The sequence below is a fragment of the Bacillus cereus group sp. Bce041 genome, assembly GCF_052646455.1.
The window spans coordinates 1-26,600 of record NZ_JBQXON010000023.1 but is presented as its reverse complement, the minus strand read 5'-3'; the positions used below and the strand labels follow the sequence as shown (position 1 = coordinate 26,600).

Genomic DNA, 26,600 nt, shown 5'->3' with positions numbered 1-26,600 from the left:
CCTTGCTTAATTTATTTTTATTGTTCACTAACATGAACTTTTACTGTTGCTGTTACTTGTGGATGCAATTTCACAGTAACGTTTGTATAACCTAACGCGCGGATTGCATCGTCCATTTCAAATTTACGTTTATCAAGTTTAATCTTGTGTGATTTTTGCATTGCATCTACGATTTGTTTGCTTGTGATAGAACCAAATAAACGGCCACCTTCTCCAGATTTCGCCTTTAATTCTACAGTTAATTTCTCTAAAGTCTCTTTTAACTCTTTTGCATTTTCAAGCTCTGCTGCTGCATCTTTTTCTTCTTTACGCTTTTGAGCTTCTAAAGTTTTCATACTGCTATTTGTTGCTTCAGCAGCTAATCCTTGTTTTAGTAAGAAGTTATTTGCATAGCCATCTGGTACGTTTTTTACTTCTCCTTTTTTACCTTTACCTTTTACGTCTTTTAGAAAAATTACTTTCATGATTGTGTGCCTCCCTGTAAATAGTCATCAATAACAAATCGAAGCTTCTCCTCAGCTTCATCTACTGTAACATTTTTCATCTGTGTGGCTGCATTCGTCAAATGCCCGCCACCGCCTAAGTTTTCCATAATTAGCTGCACATTCACTTCACCTAAAGACCTGCTGCTAATTCCAATGAGATTCTCGCCACGTTTCGCAACAACAAATGATGCAATAATCCCTGTCATCGTTAATAACGTGTCTGCCGATTGCGCAATAAGCACTTGATCGTAGTAATCATCACTATCAACTTTAGCAATCGCAATTCCATTTTTATAAATGTACGCATTTTTTATAGCTTTTGCAACCCGTAAATACTGATCCATATCTTCCTTTAAAAGTTCTTGTACAAGTACAGTATCTGCACCATGTGAGCGTAAATAAGAAGCAGCATCAAATGTACGAGCCCCTGTCCGGAATGTGAAACTTTTCGTGTCGACAATAATACCCGCTAACAATGCCGTCGCTTCTAACATTGTCATCTTTAAATTTTTAGGTTGATACTCAAGTAATTCTGTAACCAATTCTGCCGTTGAAGAAGCATATGGTTCCATATAAACTAGCAATGGGTCTTCAATAAAATCTTCTCCACGGCGATGATGATCAATAACTACCACATTTTCAATTTTATGTAACAGTTTTTGCTCCATCACCATAGAAGGTTTATGCGTATCGACAACAACAAGTAACGACTCATCATTTGCAAATTCCATCGCTTGCTCTGGAGTAATAAAATGAGACCATAACTCCTCATTTTGTTTCACTTTGTCCATCAAACGCTTAATTCCTTTATCGGAATCATTTTCATCTAACACAATATATCCTTTACGCTCATTTAATTGAGCCACTTTTAAAATACCAATCGCAGCACCAATTGCGTCCATATCGGGAGCCCTATGCCCCATAATAATGACATTACTACTTTCTAATACTAAATCCTTTAACGCATGCGAAATGACCCTGGCGCGTACACGGGTACGTTTTTCAACCGGATTTGTCTTACCTCCATAGAACTTAACTTTACCTGTCGCTTGTTTAATAGCTACTTGGTCTCCCCCACGCCCAAGCGCAAGATCTAAACCAGATTGAGCCATTGCTCCAAGCTCTGATAAAGGTAAATCACCTGATCCGACACCCACACTTAATGTAAGTGGTATATTCCTTTTAGATGTTTCTTCACGCACCTGATCTAAAATGCTAAATTTCCCTTTCTCCATCTGCGTCAAAATACTTTCATTTAGCACAACGAAGAATCTTTCTGAAGATGCACGTTTTAAATAAGCACCATACTTAAGTGCCCATTCATTTAGTCGCGATGTCACAAGACTTGTTATATTCGTACGTAATTGATCATCTAATCCTTGTGTAACTTCATCATAATTATCCAAATAGATGACAGCTAAAACAGTCCTTTGATCCTCGTACATCTTTTCAATTTCTGTTTGTTCCGTTACATCAAAGAAATAAATTAACTTTTCTTCTTTCCTTACAAAAACGCGAAACTTTCGATTATTTAAAGAGACTATATCATCAGAAGTTTCTCCTTTAATGAAAAGAAGTAATGTTTCTGATACATCGTAAAGGTGCCATCCAGCTAATGCGTGCTGTCCCAGACATGAAGATAAATAAGGATTTGCCCAATCAATCCCATAATCCTTATTGTATAACAAAATACCAATCGGCATTTGGTTAAATGCTTCATTACTTACTTTCTTTACTCTTGTAATCATATCTGTCGTATGCTTTTCGAAATTCCTTTGAAAATTAAGTTCAAATCGTATAACGATAAAGAATACGATACAAAAAATGACAAAAGCAGCTATACCCATAATTAAATGAAAATAACAGAGAATTAAAATGAGCACAAACACAAAAAATGCCAATACATAAACAGGATATAAAAACCACTGTTTCTTATCAAATTCAGGCATGTATACAACTCCTATAAAGTAAAACTAACTTACCTTCCAGTTAGTTAAACAGATTAAAATAGTATAAGGAATATTATTTTATCCCCCTATTTTAGAACGCAATGAAATCCCTAAGTCAATTATACCTAAGATTGTCACAAGAGGAAACAGCATCGGAATAAACATGCATGCAATAAAACTAATAATAGGAACCCCTTTAGTAAAACCTTTTCTATACGCTAAAAAGGCGATAAATGTCAGACCTTGCAGTACAAGCAATAGTGCAAATATGACATTTAGGTTAGAAAATACCATATGTAAATATGATGTTGGTTCTACTTTTATAAAAGTTGCTAACAAAATAAATATAACGTAATACCAAATGATACTCTTTGGTAATTGTATATCTTTAAATTTAGGCCAAGATATAACTTCATGTTTTAACTTTTTCAAAACACTACCTGATATTATCACTGTAATCCAAGAAAAACATACTGAAACTAGCACAAGTATACTTGGAAGTAACGATTGTAATATATCATTCATTTGTGCAAGTAACTCTTTTTGTTCCTTACTAATCGGCATGCCAGTAGCACTTACTATCTTTTCGCTTTTCGCCATACTTTCACTAAACATACTTTGCATTTGCTTCATTATATCTATGTTGAAAAACTTTATACTCGCAACATAAATAATTACAAAACCAATTAAGTATGCAAGCGTCCCCGCTATTAAGATTTCCACTGGCTTTTTTCTTGTTTTATACATATATCCTAAAACAATCCCTATCAATCCAAACATAATTGTCTTCACTAAATTCAGCGGTTGACTCACAATAATAGTAACAAAAAGTGCTGCTACAAAAACCACGAGCACATTAGATAGTTTATGTCTTATCATTAATAGTATAAATGGTAACGGCAACGCAAAAGTTACAACTGTACCCAAAATCGGAACATACATAGATATAAGCAATAAAATTGCATATATAGCTAATAATGCTGCACCTTCTGTAATAAACTTTGTTTGTTTCACATTTTAACCTCTCTTTCAAAAAGAAAAGCATAGCAAAATGCACAGTAGAGTCCCACTCTACTGTGCATTTCATACGCTATTATTCACCAACATATGGTAAAAGTGCCATTTGACGAGCACGTTTAATTGCAACTGTAAGTTTGCGTTGGTATTTTGCGCTTGTTCCTGTTACACGACGAGGTAAAATTTTACCACGCTCAGAAACGAAACGTTTTAATAAATCAACATCTTTATAGTCAATGCGAGTGATGCCGTTAGCTGTGAAGAAACACACCTTACGACGTTTCGCACGTCCACCTTTGCGTCCTGCCATGTCTATTTCCCTCCATTCTTTGTTAAAACTAACAAATTTACTGTATTAGAACGGTAAATCGTCGTCGGAAATGTCGATCGGTTGACCTACATTTGAAAATGGATCGTCATTCTTCGTAAATCCAGAGTTACCTTGGTTACCTGAATTACTAGATTGACCAAATGGGTTAGAGCCTTGGTTACCGAAACCAGCTCCTGATGGTTGCTGATTAAATGAACCACGTTGCTCCCCACCGCCATTACGCGGCTCTAAAAATTGCACGCTTTCCGCAAGAACTTCTGTTACGTATACACGTTTACCATCTTGTCCCTCGTAATTACGAGTTTGAAGACGTCCATCTACGCCTGCTAAGCTACCTTTTTTCAAATAATTTGCTACGTTTTCTGCTTGTTTACGCCATATTACACAATTAATAAAGTCAGCTTCACGCTCACCTTGCTGATTGGCAAATGCGCGATTCACAGCTAACGTAAAAGTAGCTACTGCGACACCATTGGGCGTGTAACGTAAGTCAGGGTCCTTAGTTAAACGACCAACGAGGATAACACGATTCATCAATCGAACCACTCTCCCTTATATATCAATTATTTTTCTTCTTCTTTAACAACGATATGACGAAGGATGTCTTCGTTGATCTTAGCTAAACGGTCGAATTCGTTAATCGCTTCTGCGTTAGATTTCACGTTTAAGATCATGTAGAAACCTTCACGTAAGTCGTTGATTTCGTAAGCTAAACGACGCTTACCCCACTCTTTCGTGTTAATGATTTCTGCACCATTGTTTGTTAAAACACCTGCAAAACGTTCAACTAAAGCTTTTTGAGCTTCTTCTTCAACGCCAGGACGAATGATGTACATAATTTCGTACTTTCTCATTACACTTTCACCTCCTTTTGGTCTAAACGGCCCGTAATGGGCAAGGAGCAATTAATTTATAGTAATTACTCACGAGTTTAGATTATATCATAGTAAGTTATATGAATCAACTCACCAATACATAAAAAACTTGGCAAACATATAATATATTTGCCAAGTTCATATCTTTATTTTTCCTAGGAAATATTAAATTAAACGTTAAAACGGAAGTGCATAACATCTCCGTCTTTTACGATATATTCTTTTCCTTCTAAACGTACTTTTCCAGCTTCTTTTGCAGCTGTCATAGAACCGTTTGTCATTAAATCATCGTAAGAAACTGTTTCTGCACGAATAAATCCACGCTCAAAGTCTGTATGAATAACACCAGCACATTGTGGTGCCTTCATTCCTTGTTTAAATGTCCAAGCACGTACTTCTTGAACGCCAGCTGTAAAGTACGTAGCAAGTCCTAATAGGTCATATGCTGCACGAATTAATTGATCTAAACCAGACTCTTCAATTCCTAATTCTTCAAGGAATACTTTTTTCTCTTCTTCGTCTAATTCAGCGATTTCTGATTCAATTTTTGCACATACAACGATTACTTGAGAATTTTCATTTGTTGCAAATTCTTTTACCATTTGTACGTATTTATTTTCCGAAGGATCGATAATATCGTCTTCACTTACATTCGCTACGTATAACATTTCTTTTGTTGTAAGTAAATGAAGGCCTTTAACAATCTTCATCTGCTCTTCTGTAAATTCAACAGTACGAGCTGGTTTTCCCTCTTCAAAAGCTTCTTTTAAACGAACTAAAATTTCATGCTCATATACCGCTTCTTTATCTTTTTGTCTTGCTAATTTCGCAACACGCTCGATACGCTTATCAACAGACTCTAAATCCGCTAAAATTAGCTCTAAATTGATTGTTTCAATATCATCAATTGGATCTACTTTCCCTGAAACGTGCGTAATATTTTCGTCTTCAAAACAACGAACAACTTGGCAAATTGCATCTACTTGACGAATGTGAGATAAGAATTTATTTCCTAAACCTTCACCTTTACTAGCACCTTTTACGATACCTGCAATATCAGTAAACTCGAATACAGTCGGAACAGTCTTTTTCGGTTCTACTAATTCCGTTAATTTATTTAAACGCTCATCTGGTACTTCTACAATCCCTACGTTTGGATCAATTGTACAGAATGGATAGTTCGCAGATTCTGCTCCTGCTTGTGTAATTGCATTAAATAAAGTGGACTTCCCTACGTTAGGTAATCCAACAATCCCAGCCGTTAATCCCATATTTTTCACTCCTATGTCTCAATCTTTCATCATTATAGATAGTAACGAAAAAAATGACAAGTTTCCGCCAAACGAAAAAAAGTAACAGTTACCTACTGTAACTGTTACTCTCCCTCTATTCTTCGTGCTTCACAAGTATTTTTTTCACCTTACGATCAAACTCTCTTCGAGGAATCATTACTGAATGGTCACACCCCTCGCACTTAATGCGGATATCCATTCCCATACGAATAATTTTCCAACGATTCTCGCCACATGGATGGGCTTTCTTCATTTCCACAACATCATACAAGTTATATTCCTTTTGCTCCATTCTCCAAACTCCTCTCCATACTAAATTGCTTTTCCACTAACTAATTCTTCACGATTATATAAAACCATACGTGGATATGGAATTTCAATTCCATGTAAATCAAGACGATTTTTAATCTCTTTACGAAGTGCCCTTGCAATAACTGCATGTTGCATCGGTTCTACTTCAGCAATAACACGTAATATAACTTCTGATGCAGCTAATGTTTGCACACCTAATAATTGAGGCGTTGTTACCATTTTTTCGTACTTTGAAGGTAATTCTACTAATAAATCTTCAATAACTTGCTCTGCTTTCGCAATATCAGCCTCATATGAAATAGATACATCAACAAACGCTACACTATTACTAACTGAGTAGTTAGTAACTTGAATAATACTTCCATTTGGTAAAGTATGAATTTCACCTGTCCAACTCTTTACTTTCGTTGTACGAAGTCCAATTTCTAAAACGACTCCTTCAAATTGACCGATTTTAACATAATCGCCAACTGAAAACTGATCCTCTAACAAAATAAATAAACCTGTAATAACGTCTTTCACTAAACTTTGAGCACCAAATCCGACTGCTAAACCAATTACCCCAGCACCCGCTAATAAACCTGATGCATTAATATCAAACACACCTAAAATCGCAATTAGCATAATGAACATAACAACGTACGCTACAATATTTTCAAGTAATTTCGCTACTGTAACTGTACGACGTTCTGAAATTTGAATTGGAGAACGACTCCCCATACGAAACGCATTTCGTACAACCGCCCTTGCAATTCGCACAACAACTGCACCAATTGTTAAAATAATACATATTTTTAATGTCGCAACTCCAATATGAGCCCAACGATCAGCATCTAATAAATACTGTTTCATAGAATTAAACCACTTCGCTAATAAATCCATGTACCTCTACCTCTCTAGCTAAAATTTCTTTTTAGTTACCCTTATTATTGTATCAGAAGTCCCCTAATTGCTGAAAAAATTTTATGATTTTAATCCTATTTTATCCCCGACATCCAGGTATAAAATGGAACGAATATATATATACTAGTACTATTATTTCCGTTTTCATTCACATTTTGCAAAAATTACGCACTTATAACTTTCCATTTTCCTCACCATATAACATATATTGAAAATTTATTAAAAGGATGGGTGCTTCATGAATATTGGAAGTTTTCGCTTACCATTTTTTGAGAAAGAAACTCAAAACGTTATGCACCAAGATCTAGAAGCCTCTGAGATAATCAGTAATTTCTTACTTACCCATATTCCTATTAAAACTAATATACCACTCATTCTCGTTTGTATCGGCACAGATCGCTCTACAGGTGACGCACTCGGCCCATTAGTTGGTACAAAACTTGAACAAATAGACATCCAAAACCTCCAAGTATTCGGTACACTAGATGAGCCAGTACATGCGCTAAATTTAGAGGAGAAAATTCAGAATATACAGAAAGAATATCCTACTGCATTTATAATTGCTGTTGATGCATGTTTAGGAAAGTCCCAAAATATCGGATCAATCACTACTGGAAAGGGACCTAGTAAACCTGGAGCTGCTATGAATAAGAAATTACCTGCAGTTGGTGATTTGCACATACACGGTATCGTCAATCTAAATGGGTTTATGGAGTTTTTCGTTCTTCAAAATACAAGATTAAGTTTAGTCATGAAAATGGCTGATGTAATCGCAAAAAGTATAAAAGAGACGGATCAAAAATTATCCGCATTAAAAAAAGCAAACCATCTATAAATAATAAGATGGTTTGCTTTTTAATTTTTCTGTGCTAATAGTTCTAAAATACGATTTAAATCTTCTTTATTAAAAAATTCAATTTCGATTTTACCTTTTTCTTTTTTCGTCTCTTTAATTTTCACATCTGTGCCAAACTTTTCTCTTAAGAACGTTTCACGTTCTACGAAAAATATATTTCGCTCTTTTTTCACTTTTTTTGTTTCACGTGAAACGTGTTGATTAATCTCTTGGACGATTTTCTCTAATTGACGAACATTTAATCCTTCTTTTTCAATGCGTTTCAATAAGGACTTCAATTGTTCTTCATCTTTTATCGTAAGTAAAGTTCTCCCATGAGCCATTGAAAGTTGACCATTTGCAATCATATCTTGTACGAAAGAAGGTAGGCTTAATAACCGAGTATAATTTGCAATGTAAGGTCTGCTTTTACCAAGACGCTTCGCTAATTGTTCTTGCGTTACATTTAGCTCATTCATTAACATCTGGTATGCCATTGCCTCTTCCATAGGATTTAAATCTTCTCGTTGTAAGTTTTCTAACAAAGCAAATTCCATCATTTGCTGTTCAGTTAATTGTCTTACAACCGCAGGTACTTTTTCTAAACCAGCCTCTTTTGCAGCACGAAATCGTCTTTCACCTGCAACAATTTCATATCCTTTAATACTCTTCCTAGCAATTAATGGTTGTAGAATACCGTGTTCCTTAATCGAAATTGCTAATTCCTGAATCGCCTCTTTATTAAAGTGTTTACGCGGTTGATATGGATTCGGCCTTAATTCAGTTACAAGAATCTCCTGAATTGTTTCCTCTTCTTTCACATCTAAATCAGGAAAAAACACATTAATTCCTCTTCCTAATCCTTTAGCCACCTGCAATCACTTCCTCTGCTAAATCTATATACACTTCTGCTCCTCTTGATTTAGCGTCATACTGCATAATAGGTTTCCCATGACTTGGAGCCTCGCTCAAGCGTACATTACGCGGAATAATCGAGCGATATACTTTATCCCTAAAATACTTTTTCACTTCATCTATAACTTGAATCCCTAAATTTGTACGGGCATCCAACATTGTTAACAATACACCTTGAATTGCTAAATTTTTATTTAAATGTTTTTGTACAAGTCTAACTGTATTTAATAGCTGACTTAACCCTTCTAGTGCGTAATATTCACACTGTACAGGAATAATAACAGAATCTGCTGCTGTTAATGCATTAATCGTTAATAACCCTAAAGATGGGGGACAGTCGATAATAATATAGTCATATTCATCACGAACTGGCTGTAATGCTCTTTGCAAACGTACTTCCCGGGAAATAGTCGGTACCAATTCAATTTCAGCACCAGCCAATTGAATTGTAGCGGGTAGAACATCTAAGTTTTCAGTTGCGGTTTTCTGTATAACCCCTTGAACATCTGCATCTTCCACAAGAACGTTGTAAATACATTGATCTAATTCAGATTTTTCAATTCCCACACCAGTCGTTGCATTTCCTTGAGCATCAATATCTACAAGAAGGACTTTTTTACCTACTTGCGCCAATCCAGCCCCTAAATTAACAGATGTTGTTGTTTTTCCAACACCGCCTTTTTGATTAGCAATAGCAATGATTTTTCCCATGATGTCACCTACTTTCAACCTTTCTATCTTATTCTAGTAACAATTACGTTTATTGTAACATGAAATAAAACTTTTTCTTTTACGTCCTTTATTAAACTTCAAAATTTATTTCTAAACTCCTTCTTCATTTAACAAGAAAATATAGTAAAAGAGACCTCTCCAATAGGATAAGGTCTCTAGCACGTCATTATTATTTTTTCTTTGGAATTTTAATTGTAATTTGATAGTACTCATCAAATTCTTCTTCCTCAGAATTAACATTCAAACCACTTTCAGTAACCATTTGTAAAGATTGTCTAATTGTATTCATAGCAATCCTCGTATCTCGACTTACTGCTTTTTGCTTTGCCTTACGCTTCGGTTTCGCTTCCTCTAGTAACTTCGCAATTCGTTCTTCTGTTTGCTTTACATTTAGTTGTTTCTCAACAATTTCCTGTAAAACCTTCAGTTGTAATTCCTCATTTTTTAAAGGAATGAGAGCGCGGGCATGACGTTCTGTAATGCTTTTTTCTAATAATGCACTTTTTATTTCTTCAGGCAACTTTAACAAGCGCAACTTATTTGCGATTGTAGATTGTCCTTTTCCAAGTCGTTGTGCCAATGCTTCTTGTGTTAAATTATGTAACTCAATCAGCTTTTGATATGCCACAGCTTCCTCGATTGCCGTTAGTTCCTCACGTTGCAAGTTTTCAATTAAAGCTACAGAAGCTGTCTCTGTATCATTTAAATTCTTTATAATTGCAGGAACCTTTTCCCAACCTAACTTTGTTGCCGCGCGAAAACGTCTTTCTCCAGCAATAATCTCGTACTTATCATCCTCATATTGCCTTACAACAATCGGTTGAATAAGTCCATGTGTACGAATTGTTAATGCTAGCTCATCAATACGCGCATCATCAAAAACTGTTCTTGGTTGATAACGGTTAGGGGTAATATTTATTATCGGAATTTCTTGTATTTCTTCATATACCTTTTTATCTATCTCTTCATGGCTTTCGTCTTGTAATTCGAATTCGCTCTCTTTATCTCCAAAGCCAAATAAACGAGAAAACGTATTTTTCATACATATTCCACCACCTTTTAGGCCTATTGACTATTCTCCATAAAATGTTTCCTATGAAACATTTACGTTTTCATTTATATAATTTAATCTTACGTCTAATAAGATTTATTTTTCAATAGGTAATTTATTGGGTGTTCCCGGTTTGCGTGGATATTTCTTTGGTGTCTTGCGCTTTTTCTCGATTAATAAAATATTACGTTCACTCTCTTCAAACGGCAATTGGAACGTAGACATCTCTTTTAACTCTCCGCCTAGCACCTCTAAAGCATACTTGCCATTTTCAATTTCTTCGTTTGCTGCTGCACCTTTCATTGCAATGAATGTTCCTCCAACTTTTACAAGTGGTAAACATAGCTCACTTAATACAGAAAGACGCGCAACTGCACGTGCCATTACAATATCGTATGATTCACGTACACCTTCTTTTTTCCCAAATGTTTCAGCACGATCGTGACAAAATGCAACATCACTTAATTCTAACTTTTGGGCTAAGTGATTTAAGAAATTAATACGTTTTTGCAATGAATCTACAATTGTTACTTTTAAGTGCGGGAAACAGATTTTTAAAGGAATACTTGGGAATCCAGCCCCTGCACCAACATCACAAATTGAGAATGGTTTTGAAAAATCATAATAAAAAGCAGCTGTAATGGAATCAAAAAAGTGTTTTAAATATACTTCTTCTTTTTCTGTAATAGCCGTTAAGTTCATTTTTTCATTCCACTCTACTAATGTTTCAAAGTAGATTTTGAACTGCTCTAACTGTCTAGAAGAGAGGGTGATTCCCTTCTCTTCTAGCATAGATTGAAATTGTTCTATGTTCATCTAGCAATATCTCCTTACTATTTATTGGTTCGATACGCGTGCAATTTTTCCTTGTTCTATATACACAAGTAAAATGGAAATATCCGCTGGATTTACGCCAGAAATACGTGAAGCCTGCCCCATTGAAAGTGGACGAACATCTTTCAATTTCTGTCTAGCTTCTGAAGCAAGGCTAGAAATCGCATCATAATCAATATCTACAGGGATTTTTTTACTCTCCATTTTCTTCATACGCTCTACTTGCTGTAAAGATTTTTCAATATACCCTTCATACTTAATCTGAATTTCAACTTGTTCTTTAACTTCATCACTTAATTCTACTTCACTTGGTACTAAAAGATGAATATGCTCATATGTCATCTCTGGACGACGTAATAAGTCACTTGCACGTATTCCATCTTTCAATTCACTTCCGCCAATATTGCGAATTAATTCTTGAACTTCAGGACGTGGTTTAATAATAATGCTGCTTAAACGTTCCTTTTCCTGTTCAATTTGTAATTTTTTATTTGTAAATCGCTCATAGCGCTCTTCTTTAATTAATCCAATTTCACGACCAACTTCAGTTAAACGAAGATCAGCATTATCGTGGCGTAATAATAGACGGTATTCTGCACGAGACGTTAATAAACGATATGGTTCATTTGTACCTTTCGTTACAAGATCATCAATTAAGACGCCAATATAAGCATCCTCGCGACCTAAAACAACTTCTTTTTTACCTAAAGAACGGCATGCTGCATTAATTCCAGCCATAAGCCCTTGTCCGGCCGCCTCTTCGTAACCAGAAGTTCCATTAATTTGTCCTGCTGTATATAAATTTTTAATCTTTTTCGTTTCAAGTGTTGGCCATAGTTGTGTTGGCACAATTGCATCATATTCAATTGCATAACCTGTACGCATCATTTCAACATTTTCTAGGCCTGGAATTGTTCTAAGCATGTCACGTTGTACATCTTCTGGTAAGCTTGTGGATAAACCTTGTACATATACTTCTTGTGTATTACGCCCTTCTGGCTCTAAGAAAATTTGATGGCGTGGTTTATCATTAAATCTTACTACTTTGTCTTCAATAGAAGGACAGTATCTAGGGCCTGTTCCTTTAATCATACCAGAATACATAGCTGAACGATGTAAATTTTCATCTATTAAACGGTGTGTTTCTGTACTTGTATATGTCAACCAACATGGAATTTGATCCATAATAAATTTCGTTGTTTCAAAAGAGAACGCACGTGGCTTATCATCACCTGGTTGAATTTCTGTTTTACTGTAGTCAATTGTATTACTGTTTACACGCGGAGGTGTCCCTGTTTTAAATCTAACAAGATCAAATCCAAGTTCCTCTAAATGCTCAGATAATGTAATAGACGGTTGCTGATTATTTGGACCGCTTGAATATTTTAAGTCGCCCATGATAATCTCGCCGCGTAAAAATGTTCCAGTTGTAATTACAACAGTTTTTGCTGTATATTCTGCACCAGCTTGTGTAACTACCCCTTTACATACACCTTCTTCAACGATTAAACGCTCTACCATTCCTTGGAACAACGTTAAGTTTGGTGTTTCTTCAATTGTTTTCTTTAATTCATGTTGGTAAGCGAATTTATCAGCTTGCGCTCGAAGTGCACGTACGGCTGGTCCCTTACCTGTATTTAGCATACGCATTTGAATATGAGTTTTATCAATATTACGTCCCATTTCTCCGCCTAATGCATCAATTTCACGAACAACAATCCCTTTTGCTGGTCCACCAACAGAAGGGTTACATGGCATGAATGCTACCATATCCAAATTAATTGTTAACATTAATGTTTTTGAGCCCATTCGTGCTGCCGCAAGACCAGCTTCACATCCTGCATGACCTGCACCGATTACTATGACATCGTATGAACCGGCATTGTATCCCATTGTTTATTCCTCCTAATAATCTCTATCTTTCTACAACTTCACTATATTATTTTCCTAAACAAAATTGAGAGAACAACTGGTCAATTAAGCTTTCATGCACTGTGTCCCCAGTAATTTCACCAAGTATTTCCCACGTTCTTGTTAAATCAATTTGTACCATATCAATTGGTACACCATTTTCAATCGCCTCAACTGCATCACCGATTGTTTTTCCTGCTTGTGTTAATAATCCAATATGTCTCGCATTAGAAACATATGTCATATCTGCAGAATCGATTGTTCCTTCAAAGAATAAATCAGCTATTGCCTTTTCTAGTTCATCTATTCCTTGTTCCTCAATTAAGGATGTTGTAATAACACGATTTCCCGCGGCTAACTCTGTAACACGTTCCATATCAATCGCTTGCGGTAAATCAGTCTTATTCACAATAACAATAAAGTCTTTTTCTTGTACCGCACGGAATAGATCTTCATCCTCATTTGTTAAAGCCTCGCTATAGTTGACAACAACTAATACTAAATCCGCTTGGCTCATCATTTCTTTTGAACGTTCCACACCAATTCGTTCAACAACATCTTCTGTCTCCCGAATACCGGCTGTATCTATAAGTTTAAGAGGTACACCACGCACGTTAACGTACTCTTCAATAACATCACGAGTTGTTCCTGCAATATCAGTTACAATTGCCTTTTTCTCCTGAACAAGACTATTTAATAACGATGATTTCCCAACGTTAGGTCTACCGATAATTGCTGTAGCAATACCTTCACGTAAAATTTTCCCCTGTTTTGATGTTTCTAATATTTTTTCGATTTCCGAACGAACATGCGTCGCTTTCTCAATTAAAATATTATGTGTCATCTCTTCTACATCATCGTATTCTGGATAATCTATATTTACCTCAACATGAGCTAATGTTTCTAATATTTCTTGACGCAAAAGACCAATTAATTTAGATAATCGCCCTTCCATTTGATTAATTGCTACATTCATCGCACGATCTGTTTTTGCTCGAATCAAATCCATAACAGCTTCTGCTTGTGATAAGTCGATACGTCCATTTAAAAAAGCACGTTTTGTAAATTCGCCCGGTTCTGCCAATCGTACTCCTTGTGCTAGAATAAGTTGCAATACTTTATTTACTGAAACAAGTCCACCGTGACAGTTAATTTCCACTATATTTTCACGTGTAAAAGTCCTTGGTGCGCGCATAATAGACACCATAACTTCTTCAATAACTTGATTTGTATCTAAATCAACAATATGACCATAATGAATAGTGTGAGAAGGAACCTCTGTTAAATCCTTCCCCTTAAAAATACGATCAACTTTCTCAACCGCATCATCCCCACTTACTCGAACAATGGCAATTGCACCCTCTCCAAGCGCTGTGGAAATCGCAGCAATTGTATCAAATTCCATGTCCTTTCACCTCACTTGCTTATTTATCTCTATTTCAACATGATTATTTCTTTCACTAAATTATTAGGATACCATAACGAACCTATCTACAAAAGAAGAATAACTCATTTTATTATATCCCCATGTAAAAAACACTAAACTTATTCACAGTGGATAAGTTTAGTGTTTTTTAGTTATCCACATCTATTTTCCGCTCAAAAAAACCGGCACTCATTTGAGCAACCGGTCATTTAGGAGATATTACAACATGCCGATGTGGTTCATTTCCTTCAGAAGTTGTATTGATACCTTGATGATTTGATAATGCCTGATGAATAATTTTTCGTTCAAAAGATGGCATCGGTTCTAAAATAACTCTTTTTTTCGTATTAAATACTTGTTTCGCTAATCGATAAGAAAGTGATTCTAACGTACTTTTTCTTTTACTACGATAATTTTCAGCATCTAGTGTAATACCGATATACTGCTTCGTGTTACGATTCGCGACAAGTTTTGTTAAATACTGTAAAGAGTTCAATGTATTACCTCTTTTCCCAATTAAAACACCTACATTATCACCAGAAATTGTAAATTCGATTTCGCGTCCTTTTACAATTTTACTAATCTCGACTTCCACACCCATATCGTGAATAACATTTCTTAAATATTCTTCACATTCTTGAATTGGATCTTTCTTCAATACAACTTCTACTACTGCAGGGCGATTCCCAAATAAACCTAAGAATCCCCTTTTACCCTCATCGACAATATTTATATCTACTCGATCTTTTGATGTATTTAATTGCCTTAAAGCATCCTCTACTGCCAGCTCGACTGTTTGTCCTTTAGCAGTAATTACACTCACTTGCTTGAGCCTCCAGCCTTACCAGCCTTACTAGCCTTAATCTCTGGCCCTTTAATAAAGTACATTTGAGCAATACCAAAGATATTACCAACAACCCAGTAAAGTGATAATGCAGCTGGGAAGTTAATTGCAAAGATTAAAATCATAATCGGCATAAGCCAAAGCATCATTGCCATTTGTGGATTTTGACCAGCTGTTCCTGCCATTGCAAGCTTTTGCTGAATAAATGTCGTAATTGCTGCAACGACTGGTAAGATATAGAACGGGTCTGCATGTCCTAAATCGAACCATAAGAAACTATGTTGTTTAATTTCAGCTGTTCTCATAATCGCATGATAAAACGCGAATAAAATAGGCATCTGAACAAATATCGGTAAACATCCTGCCAATGGATTTACACCATTCTTTTGATATAACTGCATCATTTCTTGTTGTAGTTTTTGCTGTGTTGCTTGATCTTTAGAACTATATTTCTCTTTTAACTTCACCATTTCTGGTTGTAACGCTTGCATTGCCTTTGTACTCTTTGTTTGTTTAATCATTAATGGTAATAATGCAAAACGAATGATAAGAGTTGTAATAACAATTGCTAAACCGTAATTACTGTTAAATAAGTCGGCAAAATACGTGATTAACTGAGAAAGCGGATATACGAAATATTCATTCCAAATCCCAGTACTTTTCGATGTAATCGGCTGACCCGTTTCACTACAACCGGTGGCAATCGCCATTAATGCAACGACCATGGCTAGTAAACCTAATTTCTTTTTCAAAGCCTACTCCTCCTTGTATCGGTATGTATATAGTGTAATTCATTTCCTTACGCTACTTTTTTATTCTTTTCATACCAGAGCGTTTAAAGACATGAATTAAGCTTTTCTTTACTTCTTCATATGTCATCTCTGCACAAGGCTTCCTTGCTATTATAACAAAATCTTTTCCAGAAGCTATCTCATCTTTTAACTCTGTAATAGCCTGACGGACCATGCGCTTAATTCGATTACGAACTACTGCATTTCCTATTTTCTTGCTAACAGAAAGGCCGATGCGAAAGTTTGGCTGTTCTTCTTTATCTAATTGGTATACAACAAACTGACGATTTGCATTTGATTTTCCTTTTTGAAAAACCGCCTGGAATTCATCATTCTTCTTTATACGATGTTTTTTCTTCATATCAATTGACACTCCTGTATTTCATCAGCGGAAATTCACTATTATTAGAAAAAAAGACCACTGAACGATCAGTGGTCTACGCAGATAATACTTTTCTTCCTTTACGACGACGAGCTGCTAGCACTTTACGTCCGTTCGCTGTGCTCATACGGCTGCGGAAACCATGTACTTTGCTGCGCTTACGTTTATTTGGTTGGTAAGTTCTTTTCATTATATGACACCTCCCTGAGGAATATCTGTTAAAGACAGTCCTATAAATTATAGTTAATTAACTAGGAAAATGTCAATGGTTCTAGAAATTTTCATCAAATATTCATTTTGAACCTATTCACATACTTTTTCACAGCACCTATATTTCCTTGTGGATAAATATTTTTTCGCGCTTTTTATATCCACAAACTTTTTTCGCACTTTTACACAGTATATCGTGTTGTGGACAAGTTTATTCCACAAGGTATTGATTTTGTGGATAACTTTCTTAAATTCATTGCTATAGCCACTTTTTTTTGATATTATAGTTGTGTTTTCACTTTGAATAAGTTTTCCACATCTTTATCTTATCCACAATTTGTGTATAACATGTGGACAGTTTTAATCACATGTGGGTAAATAGTTGTCCACATTTGCTTTTTTTGTCGAAAACCCTATCTCATATACAAACGACGTTTTTAGGTTTTAAAATACGTTTCGTATAAATATACATTTTATATTTATTAGGTTGTACATTTGTTGCACAACCTTATTCTTTTACCAACTTAGTAAAGGAGGGACACCTTTGGAAAATATCTCTGATTTATGGAATAGTGCCTTAAAAGAATTAGAAAAAAAGGTAAGCAAGCCTAGTTATGAGACATGGTTAAAATCCACAACGGCTCATAACTTGAAGAAAGACGTATTAACGATTACAGCTCCGAATGAATTTGCTCGTGACTGGCTAGAATCTCATTACTCCGAACTAATTTCAGAAACACTATACGATTTAACAGGGGCAAAATTAGCAATTCGCTTTATTATTCCCCAAAGTCAAGCTGAAGAGGACATTGATCTGCCTCCAGTTAAGCCGAATCCAGCACAAGATGATTCAGCTCATTTACCACAGAGCATGTTAAATCCAAAATATACATTCGATACATTTGTTATTGGCTCTGGTAACCGTTTTGCCCATGCAGCTTCATTAGCTGTAGCTGAGGCGCCAGCTAAAGCGTATAATCCACTCTTTATTTACGGGGGAGTTGGACTTGGAAAGACACATTTAATGCACGCAATTGGTCATTATGTAATTGAACATAATCCAAATGCAAAAGTTGTATATTTATCATCAGAAAAATTTACAAATGAATTTATTAACTCTATTCGTGATAATAAAGCTGTTGATTTTCGTAATAAATATCGTAACGTAGATGTTTTATTGATAGATGATATTCAATTTCTTGCTGGAAAAGAACAGACTCAAGAAGAGTTTTTCCATACATTTAACGCATTACACGAAGAAAGTAAACAAATTGTAATTTCTAGTGACCGACCACCAAAAGAAATTCCAACTTTAGAAGATCGTCTTCGTTCCCGCTTTGAATGGGGACTTATTACAGACATTACGCCGCCAGATTTAGAGACACGAATTGCGATTTTACGCAAAAAAGCAAAAGCTGAAGGGCTTGATATACCAAATGAAGTTATGCTTTATATCGCAAATCAAATTGATTCAAATATTCGTGAATTAGAAGGTGCACTTATCCGAGTTGTAGCTTATTCATCTTTAATTAATAAAGATATTAATGCTGATTTAGCAGCTGAAGCACTTAAAGATATTATTCCAAATTCTAAGCCGAAAATTATCTCTATTTATGATATTCAAAAAGCTGTCGGGGACGTTTATCAAGTGAAATTAGAAGATTTTAAAGCGAAAAAACGTACAAAATCAGTTGCGTTTCCTCGCCAAATTGCAATGTATTTATCGCGCGAGCTTACAGATTCCTCTTTACCAAAAATAGGTGAAGAATTTGGTGGACGTGATCATACAACAGTTATCCATGCCCATGAAAAAATCTCTAAACTACTAAAAACCGATACGCAATTACAAAAGCAAGTTGAAGAAATTAATGGTATTTTAAAGTAGTAGCTGAATAGTGTGAATAACTTACCTTGTTTTACGCACAGTCTATCCACATGTAGATAGACTGTTTTTACATCCTTTAGCGGGGTTATCCACATATCCACAAGCCCTATTACTATTACTACTATTTTTTATCTTTATTAATTAAATAAAATCTTATACTTACCGGAGGTTTTTCTTTATGCGTTTTACAATACAAAAAGACTATCTTGTAAGAGGTGTACAAGATGTAATGAAGGCAGTTTCTTCTCGTACAACAATCCCAATTCTTACGGGAATTAAAGTTGTAGCAACTGAAGAAGGAGTTACATTAACAGGAAGCGATGCTGATATTTCTATTGAATCGTTTATTCCAGTCGAAGAAGATGGAAAAGAAATCGTAGAAATAGCTCAATCAGGAAGCATTGTTTTACAGGCAAAATATTTTAGTGAGATTGTAAAAAAACTACCTAAAGACACTGTCGAAATTTCTGTAGAAAATCATTTTATGACAAAAATAAAATCTGGAAAATCAGAGTTTAACCTAAATGGTTTAGATTCTGCAGAATATCCGTTATTGCCACAGATTGAAGAACATCATGTATTTAAGATACCAACAGATTTACTTAAACATATGATCAGACAAACTGTATTTGCAGTTTCTACTTCTGAAACAAGACCAATCTTGACAGGTGTAAACTGGAAGGTATATAACAGCGAGTTAACTTGTATTGCAACAGATAGTCATAGGTTGGCACTTCGAAAAGCAAAAATTGAAGGACATAATATTGCAGATGAATTCCAAGCTAATGTTGTTATCCCAGGTAAGAGCTTAAATGAATTAAGTAAAATTTTAGATGAGTCTGAAGAAATGGTAGATATCGTTATTACGGAGTATCAAGTATTATTCCGTACAAAACATTTATTATTCTTCTCAAGATTGTTAGAAGGGAATTATCCTGATACGACACGTTTAATTCCGGCAGAGAGTAAAACGGATATTTTTGTGAATACAAAAGAATTCCTACAAGCAATTGATCGCGCTTCACTATTAGCAAGAGATGGCCGCAATAACGTTGTTAAATTATCAACTTTAGAGCAAGAAATGCTAGAGATTTCTTCGAATTCACCAGAAATCGGAAAAGTTGTCGAAGAAGTACAATGCGAAAAAGTAGATGGAGAAGAGTTAAAAATATCTTTTAGTGCAAAATATATGATGGATGCATTGAAAGCTTTGGATAGTACAGAGATTAAAGTTAGCTTTACTGGGGCGATGAGACCGTTCTTAATTCGTACAGTAAATGATGATTCAATTATTCAATTAATTTTACCGGTTCGTACTTACTAGGTAAGGAATAAGGGTTGCTAGTTTAAAGATGCTAGTGGCCCTTATTTGATTTTTGGGTATTACTTTCCTAATGCTAGTTTATTTAGTACAATGAAAGAATGAACACTTTCAGAAAGTGAGCGATTTTATGAAACGTATTAAAATTTCAACAGAGTATATTACACTAGGACAATTTTTAAAGTTAGCTGATGTAATTGATACAGGTGGCGCTGTAAAATGGTTTTTACAAGAATATGAAGTGTACGTGAACAACGAACTTGAAAATAGAAGAGGTCGCAAACTATATGCGAATGATGTTATTGAAATTCCAGGAAGCGGAACTTTCCAAGTTCAGGCATAAAGGGGGAGCCCTTTGTTTATTTCAGAAATACAATTAAAAAACTATCGCAATTATGAAAAATTAGAGCTTTCCTTTGAAGATAAGGTAAATGTAATTATCGGCGAAAATGCGCAAGGGAAAACAAATTTGATGGAAGCTATTTATGTTTTAGCGATGGCGAAATCTCATAGAACCTCTAATGATCGCGAACTTATCCGCTGGGATGAAGATTTTGGTCAAATAAAAGGGAGATTACAAAAAAGAAACAGTTCTTTGTCTTTGGAATTAAATATTTCGAAAAAAGGTAAAAAGGCAAAATTAAATCAACTTGAACAACAAAAGTTAAGTCAATATATTGGCGTGATGAACGTTGTCATGTTTGCCCCAGAAGATTTAAATCTTGTAAAAGGAAGCCCTCAAGTAAGAAGACGCTTTTTAGATATGGAATTAGGACAAATAGCTCCTGTATATTTGTATGAATTAAGTCAATATCAAAAGGTGCTCACGCAACGAAATCACTTGTTGAAAAAAATGCAAGGGAATAGTAAGAATGAGGAAACGATGTTGGATGTATTTACACTTCAACTAATTGAGCATGGTGCGAAAATACTGCAAAAACGTTTTGAGTTTTTGCATTTGCTACAGGAATGGGCAGCTCCAATTCATCGAGGTATAAGCCGTGGATTAGAAGAGTTAGAAATTGTCTATAAACCAAGTGTAGATGTATCAGAATCAATGGATTTGTCGAAAATAAAAGAAGTATACTATGAAAGTTTTCAATCTGTGAAACAACGTGAAATTTTCCGTGGTACGACTTTAATTGGTCCTCATCGTGACGATTTACAATTCTTCGTTAATAGTAAAAATGTTCAAGTCTTTGGTTCGCAAGGACAACAACGAACGACCGCACTATCCCTAAAATTAGCTGAAATTGAATTGATTTATTCAGAGGTTAAAGAATATCCAATCCTTTTGTTGGATGATGTTTTATCAGAATTAGATGATTATCGTCAATCACATCTTTTAAATACAATTCAAGGAAAAGTGCAAACATTTGTTACAACGACGAGTGTCGACGGAATTGAACACGAAACATTAAAAGAAGCGAAAACAATTCATGTAACGAACGGCACTGTAGATTGTGAAATAGATAGGGAATAACCCCTGTTTAAATGGAAAAGTAGGTGATCTTTGTGTCAATGGAACAAAAGCAAATGCAAGAAAATGCATATGATGAAAGTCAGATACAGGTGCTTGAAGGACTAGAGGCAGTTCGGAAACGCCCTGGTATGTATATTGGATCTACAAGTGGAAAAGGGCTTCACCATCTTGTTTGGGAAATCGTAGATAATAGTATTGATGAAGCACTTGCAGGTTATTGTGATGAAATTAATGTTAGTATCGAAGAAGATAATAGTATTCGTGTAACGGATAATGGGCGTGGTATTCCGGTTGGTATACAAGAAAAAATGGGACGTCCAGCTGTAGAAGTTATTATGACTGTTCTCCACGCCGGTGGTAAATTTGGCGGTGGCGGTTATAAAGTTTCTGGTGGTTTACATGGTGTTGGGGCATCGGTTGTAAATGCTCTATCAACAGAATTAGAAGTATTTGTACATCGTGAAGGTAAAATCCATTACCAAAAATACGAAAGAGGTATTCCGGTTGCGGATTTAAAAGTCATTGGTGACACCGATCAAACAGGAACAATAACTCGATTTAAACCAGATCCGGAAATTTTCCAAGAAACAACAGTATACGATTTTGATACGCTAGCAACTCGTATGCGTGAATTAGCGTTTTTAAATCGTAATATTAAATTAACAATTGAAGATAAACGTGAACATAAGCAAAAGAAAGAATTCCATTACGAAGGTGGAATTAAATCATACGTTGAGCATTTAAATCGCTCAAAACAACCGATTCATGAAGAGCCTGTGTACGTAGAAGGTTCAAAAGATGGTATTCAGGTTGAGGTTTCTCTTCAATATAACGAAGGATACACAAATAATATTTACTCATTTACGAATAACATCCATACGTATGAAGGTGGTACACATGAGGTAGGTTTTAAAACAGCTTTAACTCGTGTAATCAACGACTATGGTCGTAAAAATAGCATTTTAAAAGATGCGGACAGTAATTTAACTGGTGAGGATGTTCGTGAAGGTTTAACAGCAATTGTATCAATCAAGCATCCAAATCCACAATTTGAAGGACAAACGAAGACAAAACTTGGGAATAGTGAAGCGAGAACAATTACAGAGTCTGTATTCTCAGAGGCATTTGAAAAGTTCTTACTAGAAAATCCTAATGTAGCGCGAAAAATTGTAGAAAAAGGTACGATGGCTGCACGTGCACGTGTAGCTGCGAAAAAAGCGCGTGAATTGACACGTCGAAAGAGTGCGTTAGAAGTTTCAAGTTTACCTGGTAAATTAGCTGATTGCTCTTCGAAAGATCCAGCAATTAGTGAAATTTACATCGTAGAGGGTGACTCTGCGGGTGGATCTGCAAAACAAGGACGCGATCGTCATTTCCAAGCAATTTTACCGCTGAAGGGTAAAATTATTAATGTGGAAAAGGCGCGCTTAGATAAGATTTTATCAAATGATGAAGTTCGTACAATTATTACGGCAATCGGTACAAATATTGGTGGAGACTTCGATATTGAAAAAGCACGCTATCATAAAGTTATTATTATGACCGATGCCGATGTTGATGGTGCACATATTCGTACCCTATTATTAACGTTCTTCTATCGTTATATGCGTCAAATAATTGAGTGTGGTTATATCTATATTGCACAGCCGCCATTGTTTAAAATACAACAAGGTAAAAAAATTCAATATGCTTACAACGATAAGGAACTTGAAAAAATCTTAGCTGAGCTACCAGCCCAGCCGAAACCAGGAATTCAACGTTATAAAGGTCTTGGGGAGATGAATCCAACTCAGCTATGGGAGACGACAATGGATCCAGAAGTACGTTCGTTACTTCAAGTTTCTCTTCAAGATGCAATAGAAGCAGACGAAACGTTTGAAATTTTAATGGGTGATAAAGTAGAACCGCGTCGTAACTTTATCCAAGAAAATGCAAAATACGTGAAGAACCTTGATATTTAAATGAGTAATGACAGGAATCTAAGTATTCCTGTCTTCTACATATAAATCAATGTATGTGTAACGGAAATGTAAGAGGAGGTGCTCGTTGATGTCAGACAATCAACAACAAGCACGAATTCGAGAAATTAATATTAGTCATGAAATGCGTACCTCATTTTTAGATTACGCAATGAGTGTTATCGTATCTCGTGCATTACCAGATGTTCGTGATGGATTAAAACCTGTGCATCGTAGGGTTTTATATGCGATGAATGATTTAGGAATTACAGCTGATAAAGCGTATAAGAAATCAGCACGTATTGTCGGTGAAGTAATCGGTAAGTATCACCCTCATGGTGATTCAGCCGTTTATGAAACAATGGTACGTATGGCGCAAGATTTTAGTCAACGTTATATGCTTGTAGATGGGCATGGTAACTTCGGTTCTGTAGATGGAGATTCAGCAGCAGCAATGCGTTATACAGAGGCAAGAATGTCTAAGATTTCTATGGAATTAATACGTGATATTTCAAAAAATACAATTGATTATCAAGATAACTATGATGGTTCCGAAAGAGAACCGATAGTACTACCAGCGCGTTTCCCTAATTTATTAGTAAACGGTACAACAGGTATTGCTGTTGGTATGGCAACAAATATACCGCCGCATCAGCTTGGCGAAGTAATTGATGGTGTGCTGGCATTAAGTCATAATCCTGATATTACTATCGCAGAATTGATGGAATATATTCCTGGTCCAGACTTTCCGACGGCAGGTTTAATTTTAGGAAGAAGTGGAATTCGAAGAGCTTATGAAACAGGTCGCGGTTCCATTATGCTTCGTGCTAAGGTTGAAATTGAAGAGAAGTCAAACGGTAAACAATCTATTATCGTAACTGAACTACCTTATCAAGTTAATAAGGCGAGATTAATTGAAAAAATCGCAGAATTAGTTCGCGATAAGAAAATTGAAGGTATTACAGATTTACGTGATGAATCAGATCGTAATGGTATGCGTATTGTCATGGAAGTACGTCGTGATGCTAATGCAAACGTACTATTAAACAATCTATATAAACATACAGCGCTTCAAACAAGTTTCGGTATTAATATGTTGTCTCTTGTAAATGGGGAGCCACAAGTACTAAATTTAAAACAAAATCTATATCATTATTTAGAGCATCAGAAGGTAGTAATTCGTAGACGTACTGCTTATGAATTAGAAAAAGCAGAAGCACGTGCTCATATTTTAGAAGGATTACGAATTGCTTTAGATCATCTTGATGAAGTTATTACGTTAATTCGTAGTTCAAAAACAGCAGATATTGCAAAGCAAGGCTTAATGGAACGTTTTGGTTTAAGTGAGAAACAAGCGCAAGCGATTTTAGATATGCGTCTGCAACGCTTAACTGGATTAGAACGTGAAAAAATTGAGCAAGAATATCAAGACTTAATGAAGTTAATTGCTGAATTAAAAGCGATTTTAGCAGATGAAGAAAAAGTTCTTGAGATTATTCGTGAAGAATTAACAGAAGTAAAAGAGCGTTTCAATGATAAGAGACGAACAGAAATTACAATTGGCGGTATGGAATTTATTGAAGATGAAGATTTAATTCCTGAACAAAACATTGCGATTACGTTAACTCATAACGGTTATATTAAGAGGTTACCAGCTTCTACGTACAAAACACAGAACCGTGGGGGACGTGGTGTGCAAGGAATGGGTACGAATGATGATGACTTTGTTGAACATTTATTAACAACGTCTACTCATGATCATATTTTATTCTTTACAAACAAGGGTAAAGTATACCGTACGAAAGGATATGAAATTCCAGAGTATAGTCGTACTGCAAAAGGACTACCAATTATTAACCTATTAGGGGTAGATAAGGGTGAGTGGATTAACGCTATTATTCCGATTCGTGAATTTGGTGACGATCAGTTCTTATTCTTTACGACAAAACAAGGGGTTTCTAAGAGAACGCCACTTTCATCATTTGCAAATATACGTACAAATGGTTTAATTGCAATTTCTCTTCGTGAAGAGGATGAAGTAATATCTGTACGTTTAACATCGGGTGATAAGGATATTATTGTCGGGACAAGTAACGGTATGCTAATTCGTTTCAATGAACAAGATGTTCGTTCTATGGGACGTAATGCTGCAGGTGTTAAAGCTATTACGTTGGGCGATGAAGACCAAGTTGTAGGTATGGAAATTGTCGAAGAGGATGTAAATGTTCTAATTGTAACGAAAAATGGTTACGGAAAGCGTACACCGATTGATGAATACCGTCTGCAAAGTCGCGGTGGTAAAGGTCTGAAAACTTGTAACATTACAGATAAGAACGGTAAATTAGTAGCTGTTAAGTCTGTTACAGGTGAAGAAGATATTATGTTAATTACAGCGGCAGGCGTTATTATTCGTATGCCAGTTGATCAAATCTCTCAAATGGGACGTAATACACAAGGTGTTCGTCTAATTCGATTAGAGGAAGACCAAGAGGTAGCGACGGTAGCAAAAGCACAAAAAGATGAAGAGGAAGAAACGAGTGAAGAGGTTTCTTCAGAAGAATAAGAGAGGGGATTTTCCCTCTCTTTATTTTTTTATAATAATACTTGCATAGGGAAGAGAAAGCCTATATAATAGGCAGAGTCAGCAAATGAGAGATACAACTTATCAAAAAAACTTGTTGACGAAAATAATATAGTATGATATATTATAAAAGTCGCTGAAACGCGATGTTGAACTTTGAAAACTAAACGAAACAAACAACGTGAAACGTCAATTTTTATTTTAGATGCTAGACAAACTAACTTTATTGGAGAGTTTGATCCTGGCTCAGGATGAACGCTGGCGGCGTGCCTAATAC

26 protein-coding genes are annotated in these 26,600 nt (G+C 35.5%); 7 read left to right on the top strand and 19 right to left on the bottom strand.

Annotation, left to right across the window (positions count from 1 at the left end; genetic code table 11):
- Positions 1-17 precede the first annotated feature (17 nt).
- From rplI to ACUN13_RS29985, 9 genes are all read right to left on the bottom strand, one after another.
- Positions 18-464, bottom strand: coding sequence for a 50S ribosomal protein L9 (gene rplI / locus ACUN13_RS30025; RefSeq protein WP_000864228.1), 447 nt, complete (start codon positions 462-464; stop codon positions 18-20).
- Positions 461-2,434, bottom strand: a complete 1,974-nt coding sequence (locus tag ACUN13_RS30020; RefSeq protein WP_001113778.1) for a DHH family phosphoesterase — start codon at positions 2,432-2,434, stop codon at positions 461-463. Before ACUN13_RS30020 ends, rplI begins: the two co-directional genes overlap by 4 nt.
- 78 nt (positions 2,435-2,512) lie before the next feature.
- Positions 2,513-3,448 (bottom strand): YybS family protein, encoded by a 936-nt coding sequence (locus tag ACUN13_RS30015; RefSeq protein ID WP_074555684.1) that lies wholly within the window; start codon positions 3,446-3,448, stop codon positions 2,513-2,515.
- Between the two features lie 79 nt (positions 3,449-3,527).
- Complete coding sequence (gene rpsR, locus ACUN13_RS30010; protein ID WP_000918873.1) at positions 3,528-3,761, bottom strand: 30S ribosomal protein S18; 234 nt, start codon at positions 3,759-3,761, stop codon at positions 3,528-3,530.
- Positions 3,762-3,806: 45 nt separating this feature from the next.
- On the bottom strand, positions 3,807-4,319 hold the full coding sequence (gene ssb, locus ACUN13_RS30005; protein ID WP_000981966.1) for a single-stranded DNA-binding protein: 513 nt from the start codon (positions 4,317-4,319) through the stop codon (positions 3,807-3,809).
- Between the two features lie 26 nt (positions 4,320-4,345).
- Complete coding sequence (rpsF, locus tag ACUN13_RS30000; RefSeq protein WP_001233778.1) at positions 4,346-4,636, bottom strand: 30S ribosomal protein S6; 291 nt, start codon at positions 4,634-4,636, stop codon at positions 4,346-4,348.
- A gap of 191 nt (positions 4,637-4,827) precedes the next feature.
- Positions 4,828-5,928 (bottom strand): redox-regulated ATPase YchF, encoded by a 1,101-nt coding sequence (ychF, locus tag ACUN13_RS29995; protein ID WP_342761621.1) that lies wholly within the window; start codon positions 5,926-5,928, stop codon positions 4,828-4,830.
- Between the two features lie 115 nt (positions 5,929-6,043).
- The gene (locus tag ACUN13_RS29990) at positions 6,044-6,241 is read right to left on the bottom strand and encodes a DUF951 domain-containing protein (RefSeq protein WP_000435485.1); all 198 of its coding nucleotides are present in this window, start codon (positions 6,239-6,241) and stop codon (positions 6,044-6,046) included.
- Positions 6,242-6,261: 20 nt separating this feature from the next.
- Positions 6,262-7,143, bottom strand: a complete 882-nt coding sequence (locus ACUN13_RS29985; RefSeq protein WP_000364814.1) for a mechanosensitive ion channel family protein — start codon at positions 7,141-7,143, stop codon at positions 6,262-6,264.
- A 259-nt stretch (positions 7,144-7,402) separates the two neighbouring features.
- On the opposite strand from ACUN13_RS29985, the gene yyaC reads away from it, so the two are divergent.
- Complete coding sequence (gene yyaC, locus ACUN13_RS29980; protein WP_001020714.1) at positions 7,403-7,999, top strand: spore protease YyaC; 597 nt, start codon at positions 7,403-7,405, stop codon at positions 7,997-7,999.
- Positions 8,000-8,019: 20 nt separating this feature from the next.
- On the opposite strand, the gene spo0J is transcribed toward yyaC, so the two are convergent.
- From spo0J to rpmH, 10 genes are all read right to left on the bottom strand, one after another.
- Positions 8,020-8,871 (bottom strand): stage 0 sporulation protein Spo0J, encoded by an 852-nt coding sequence (gene spo0J / locus ACUN13_RS29975; RefSeq protein ID WP_001051832.1) that lies wholly within the window; start codon positions 8,869-8,871, stop codon positions 8,020-8,022.
- Positions 8,864-9,625, bottom strand: a complete 762-nt coding sequence (gene soj, locus ACUN13_RS29970; RefSeq protein WP_000516114.1) for a sporulation initiation inhibitor protein Soj — start codon at positions 9,623-9,625, stop codon at positions 8,864-8,866. The genes spo0J and soj overlap by 8 nt, the downstream gene beginning before the upstream one ends.
- 190 nt (positions 9,626-9,815) lie before the next feature.
- Positions 9,816-10,688, bottom strand: coding sequence for a nucleoid occlusion protein (gene noc, locus ACUN13_RS29965; protein WP_445424147.1), 873 nt, complete (start codon positions 10,686-10,688; stop codon positions 9,816-9,818).
- A gap of 105 nt (positions 10,689-10,793) precedes the next feature.
- On the bottom strand, positions 10,794-11,513 hold the full coding sequence (gene rsmG, locus ACUN13_RS29960) for a 16S rRNA (guanine(527)-N(7))-methyltransferase RsmG (RefSeq protein WP_001019628.1): 720 nt from the start codon (positions 11,511-11,513) through the stop codon (positions 10,794-10,796).
- A gap of 21 nt (positions 11,514-11,534) precedes the next feature.
- Positions 11,535-13,424 (bottom strand): tRNA uridine-5-carboxymethylaminomethyl(34) synthesis enzyme MnmG, encoded by a 1,890-nt coding sequence (gene mnmG / locus ACUN13_RS29955; RefSeq protein ID WP_000541031.1) that lies wholly within the window; start codon positions 13,422-13,424, stop codon positions 11,535-11,537.
- 46 nt (positions 13,425-13,470) lie between these two features.
- Complete coding sequence (mnmE, locus tag ACUN13_RS29950; protein ID WP_342761622.1) at positions 13,471-14,847, bottom strand: tRNA uridine-5-carboxymethylaminomethyl(34) synthesis GTPase MnmE; 1,377 nt, start codon at positions 14,845-14,847, stop codon at positions 13,471-13,473.
- A gap of 226 nt (positions 14,848-15,073) precedes the next feature.
- Entirely contained in the window at positions 15,074-15,691 is a 618-nt protein-coding gene (gene jag, locus ACUN13_RS29945) for an RNA-binding cell elongation regulator Jag/EloR (protein ID WP_000111516.1), read from the bottom strand.
- A complete protein-coding gene (spoIIIJ, locus tag ACUN13_RS29940) occupies positions 15,688-16,464 on the bottom strand; it encodes a YidC family membrane integrase SpoIIIJ (RefSeq protein WP_000727738.1) in 777 nt (258 codons plus the stop codon). Before spoIIIJ ends, jag begins: the two co-directional genes overlap by 4 nt.
- Before the next feature lie 52 nt (positions 16,465-16,516).
- Entirely contained in the window at positions 16,517-16,864 is a 348-nt protein-coding gene (gene rnpA / locus ACUN13_RS29935; RefSeq protein WP_000726619.1) for a ribonuclease P protein component, read from the bottom strand.
- Positions 16,865-16,940: 76 nt separating this feature from the next.
- Positions 16,941-17,075 carry a 50S ribosomal protein L34 gene (rpmH, locus tag ACUN13_RS29930; RefSeq protein ID WP_000831901.1) on the bottom strand — a complete coding sequence of 45 codons (135 nt, stop codon included), beginning with the start codon at positions 17,073-17,075 and terminating at the stop codon, positions 16,941-16,943.
- Positions 17,076-17,639: 564 nt separating this feature from the next.
- Between rpmH and dnaA the strand changes: the two genes are divergently transcribed.
- The 6 genes from dnaA to gyrA all read left to right on the top strand — a co-directional run bounded on the left by dnaA (position 17,640) and on the right by gyrA (position 26,305).
- Positions 17,640-18,980 carry a chromosomal replication initiator protein DnaA gene (gene dnaA, locus ACUN13_RS29925; RefSeq protein WP_000428017.1) on the top strand — a complete coding sequence of 447 codons (1,341 nt, stop codon included), beginning with the start codon at positions 17,640-17,642 and terminating at the stop codon, positions 18,978-18,980.
- Between the two features lie 178 nt (positions 18,981-19,158).
- Entirely contained in the window at positions 19,159-20,304 is a 1,146-nt protein-coding gene (dnaN, locus tag ACUN13_RS29920; RefSeq protein ID WP_001212884.1) for a DNA polymerase III subunit beta, read from the top strand.
- Positions 20,305-20,431: 127 nt separating this feature from the next.
- A complete protein-coding gene (gene yaaA, locus ACUN13_RS29915) occupies positions 20,432-20,644 on the top strand; it encodes a S4 domain-containing protein YaaA (protein WP_000821364.1) in 213 nt (70 codons plus the stop codon).
- A 12-nt stretch (positions 20,645-20,656) separates the two neighbouring features.
- Positions 20,657-21,784: a DNA replication/repair protein RecF gene (gene recF / locus ACUN13_RS29910; protein ID WP_342761623.1), complete on the top strand. Its 1,128-nt coding sequence runs from the start codon at positions 20,657-20,659 to the stop codon at positions 21,782-21,784.
- Positions 21,785-21,822: 38 nt separating this feature from the next.
- Complete coding sequence (gene gyrB / locus ACUN13_RS29905; RefSeq protein WP_000435982.1) at positions 21,823-23,745, top strand: DNA topoisomerase (ATP-hydrolyzing) subunit B; 1,923 nt, start codon at positions 21,823-21,825, stop codon at positions 23,743-23,745.
- 88 nt (positions 23,746-23,833) lie between these two features.
- On the top strand, positions 23,834-26,305 hold the full coding sequence (gyrA, locus tag ACUN13_RS29900; protein WP_001282864.1) for a DNA gyrase subunit A: 2,472 nt from the start codon (positions 23,834-23,836) through the stop codon (positions 26,303-26,305).
- The last annotated feature ends 295 nt before the right edge of the window (positions 26,306-26,600 follow it).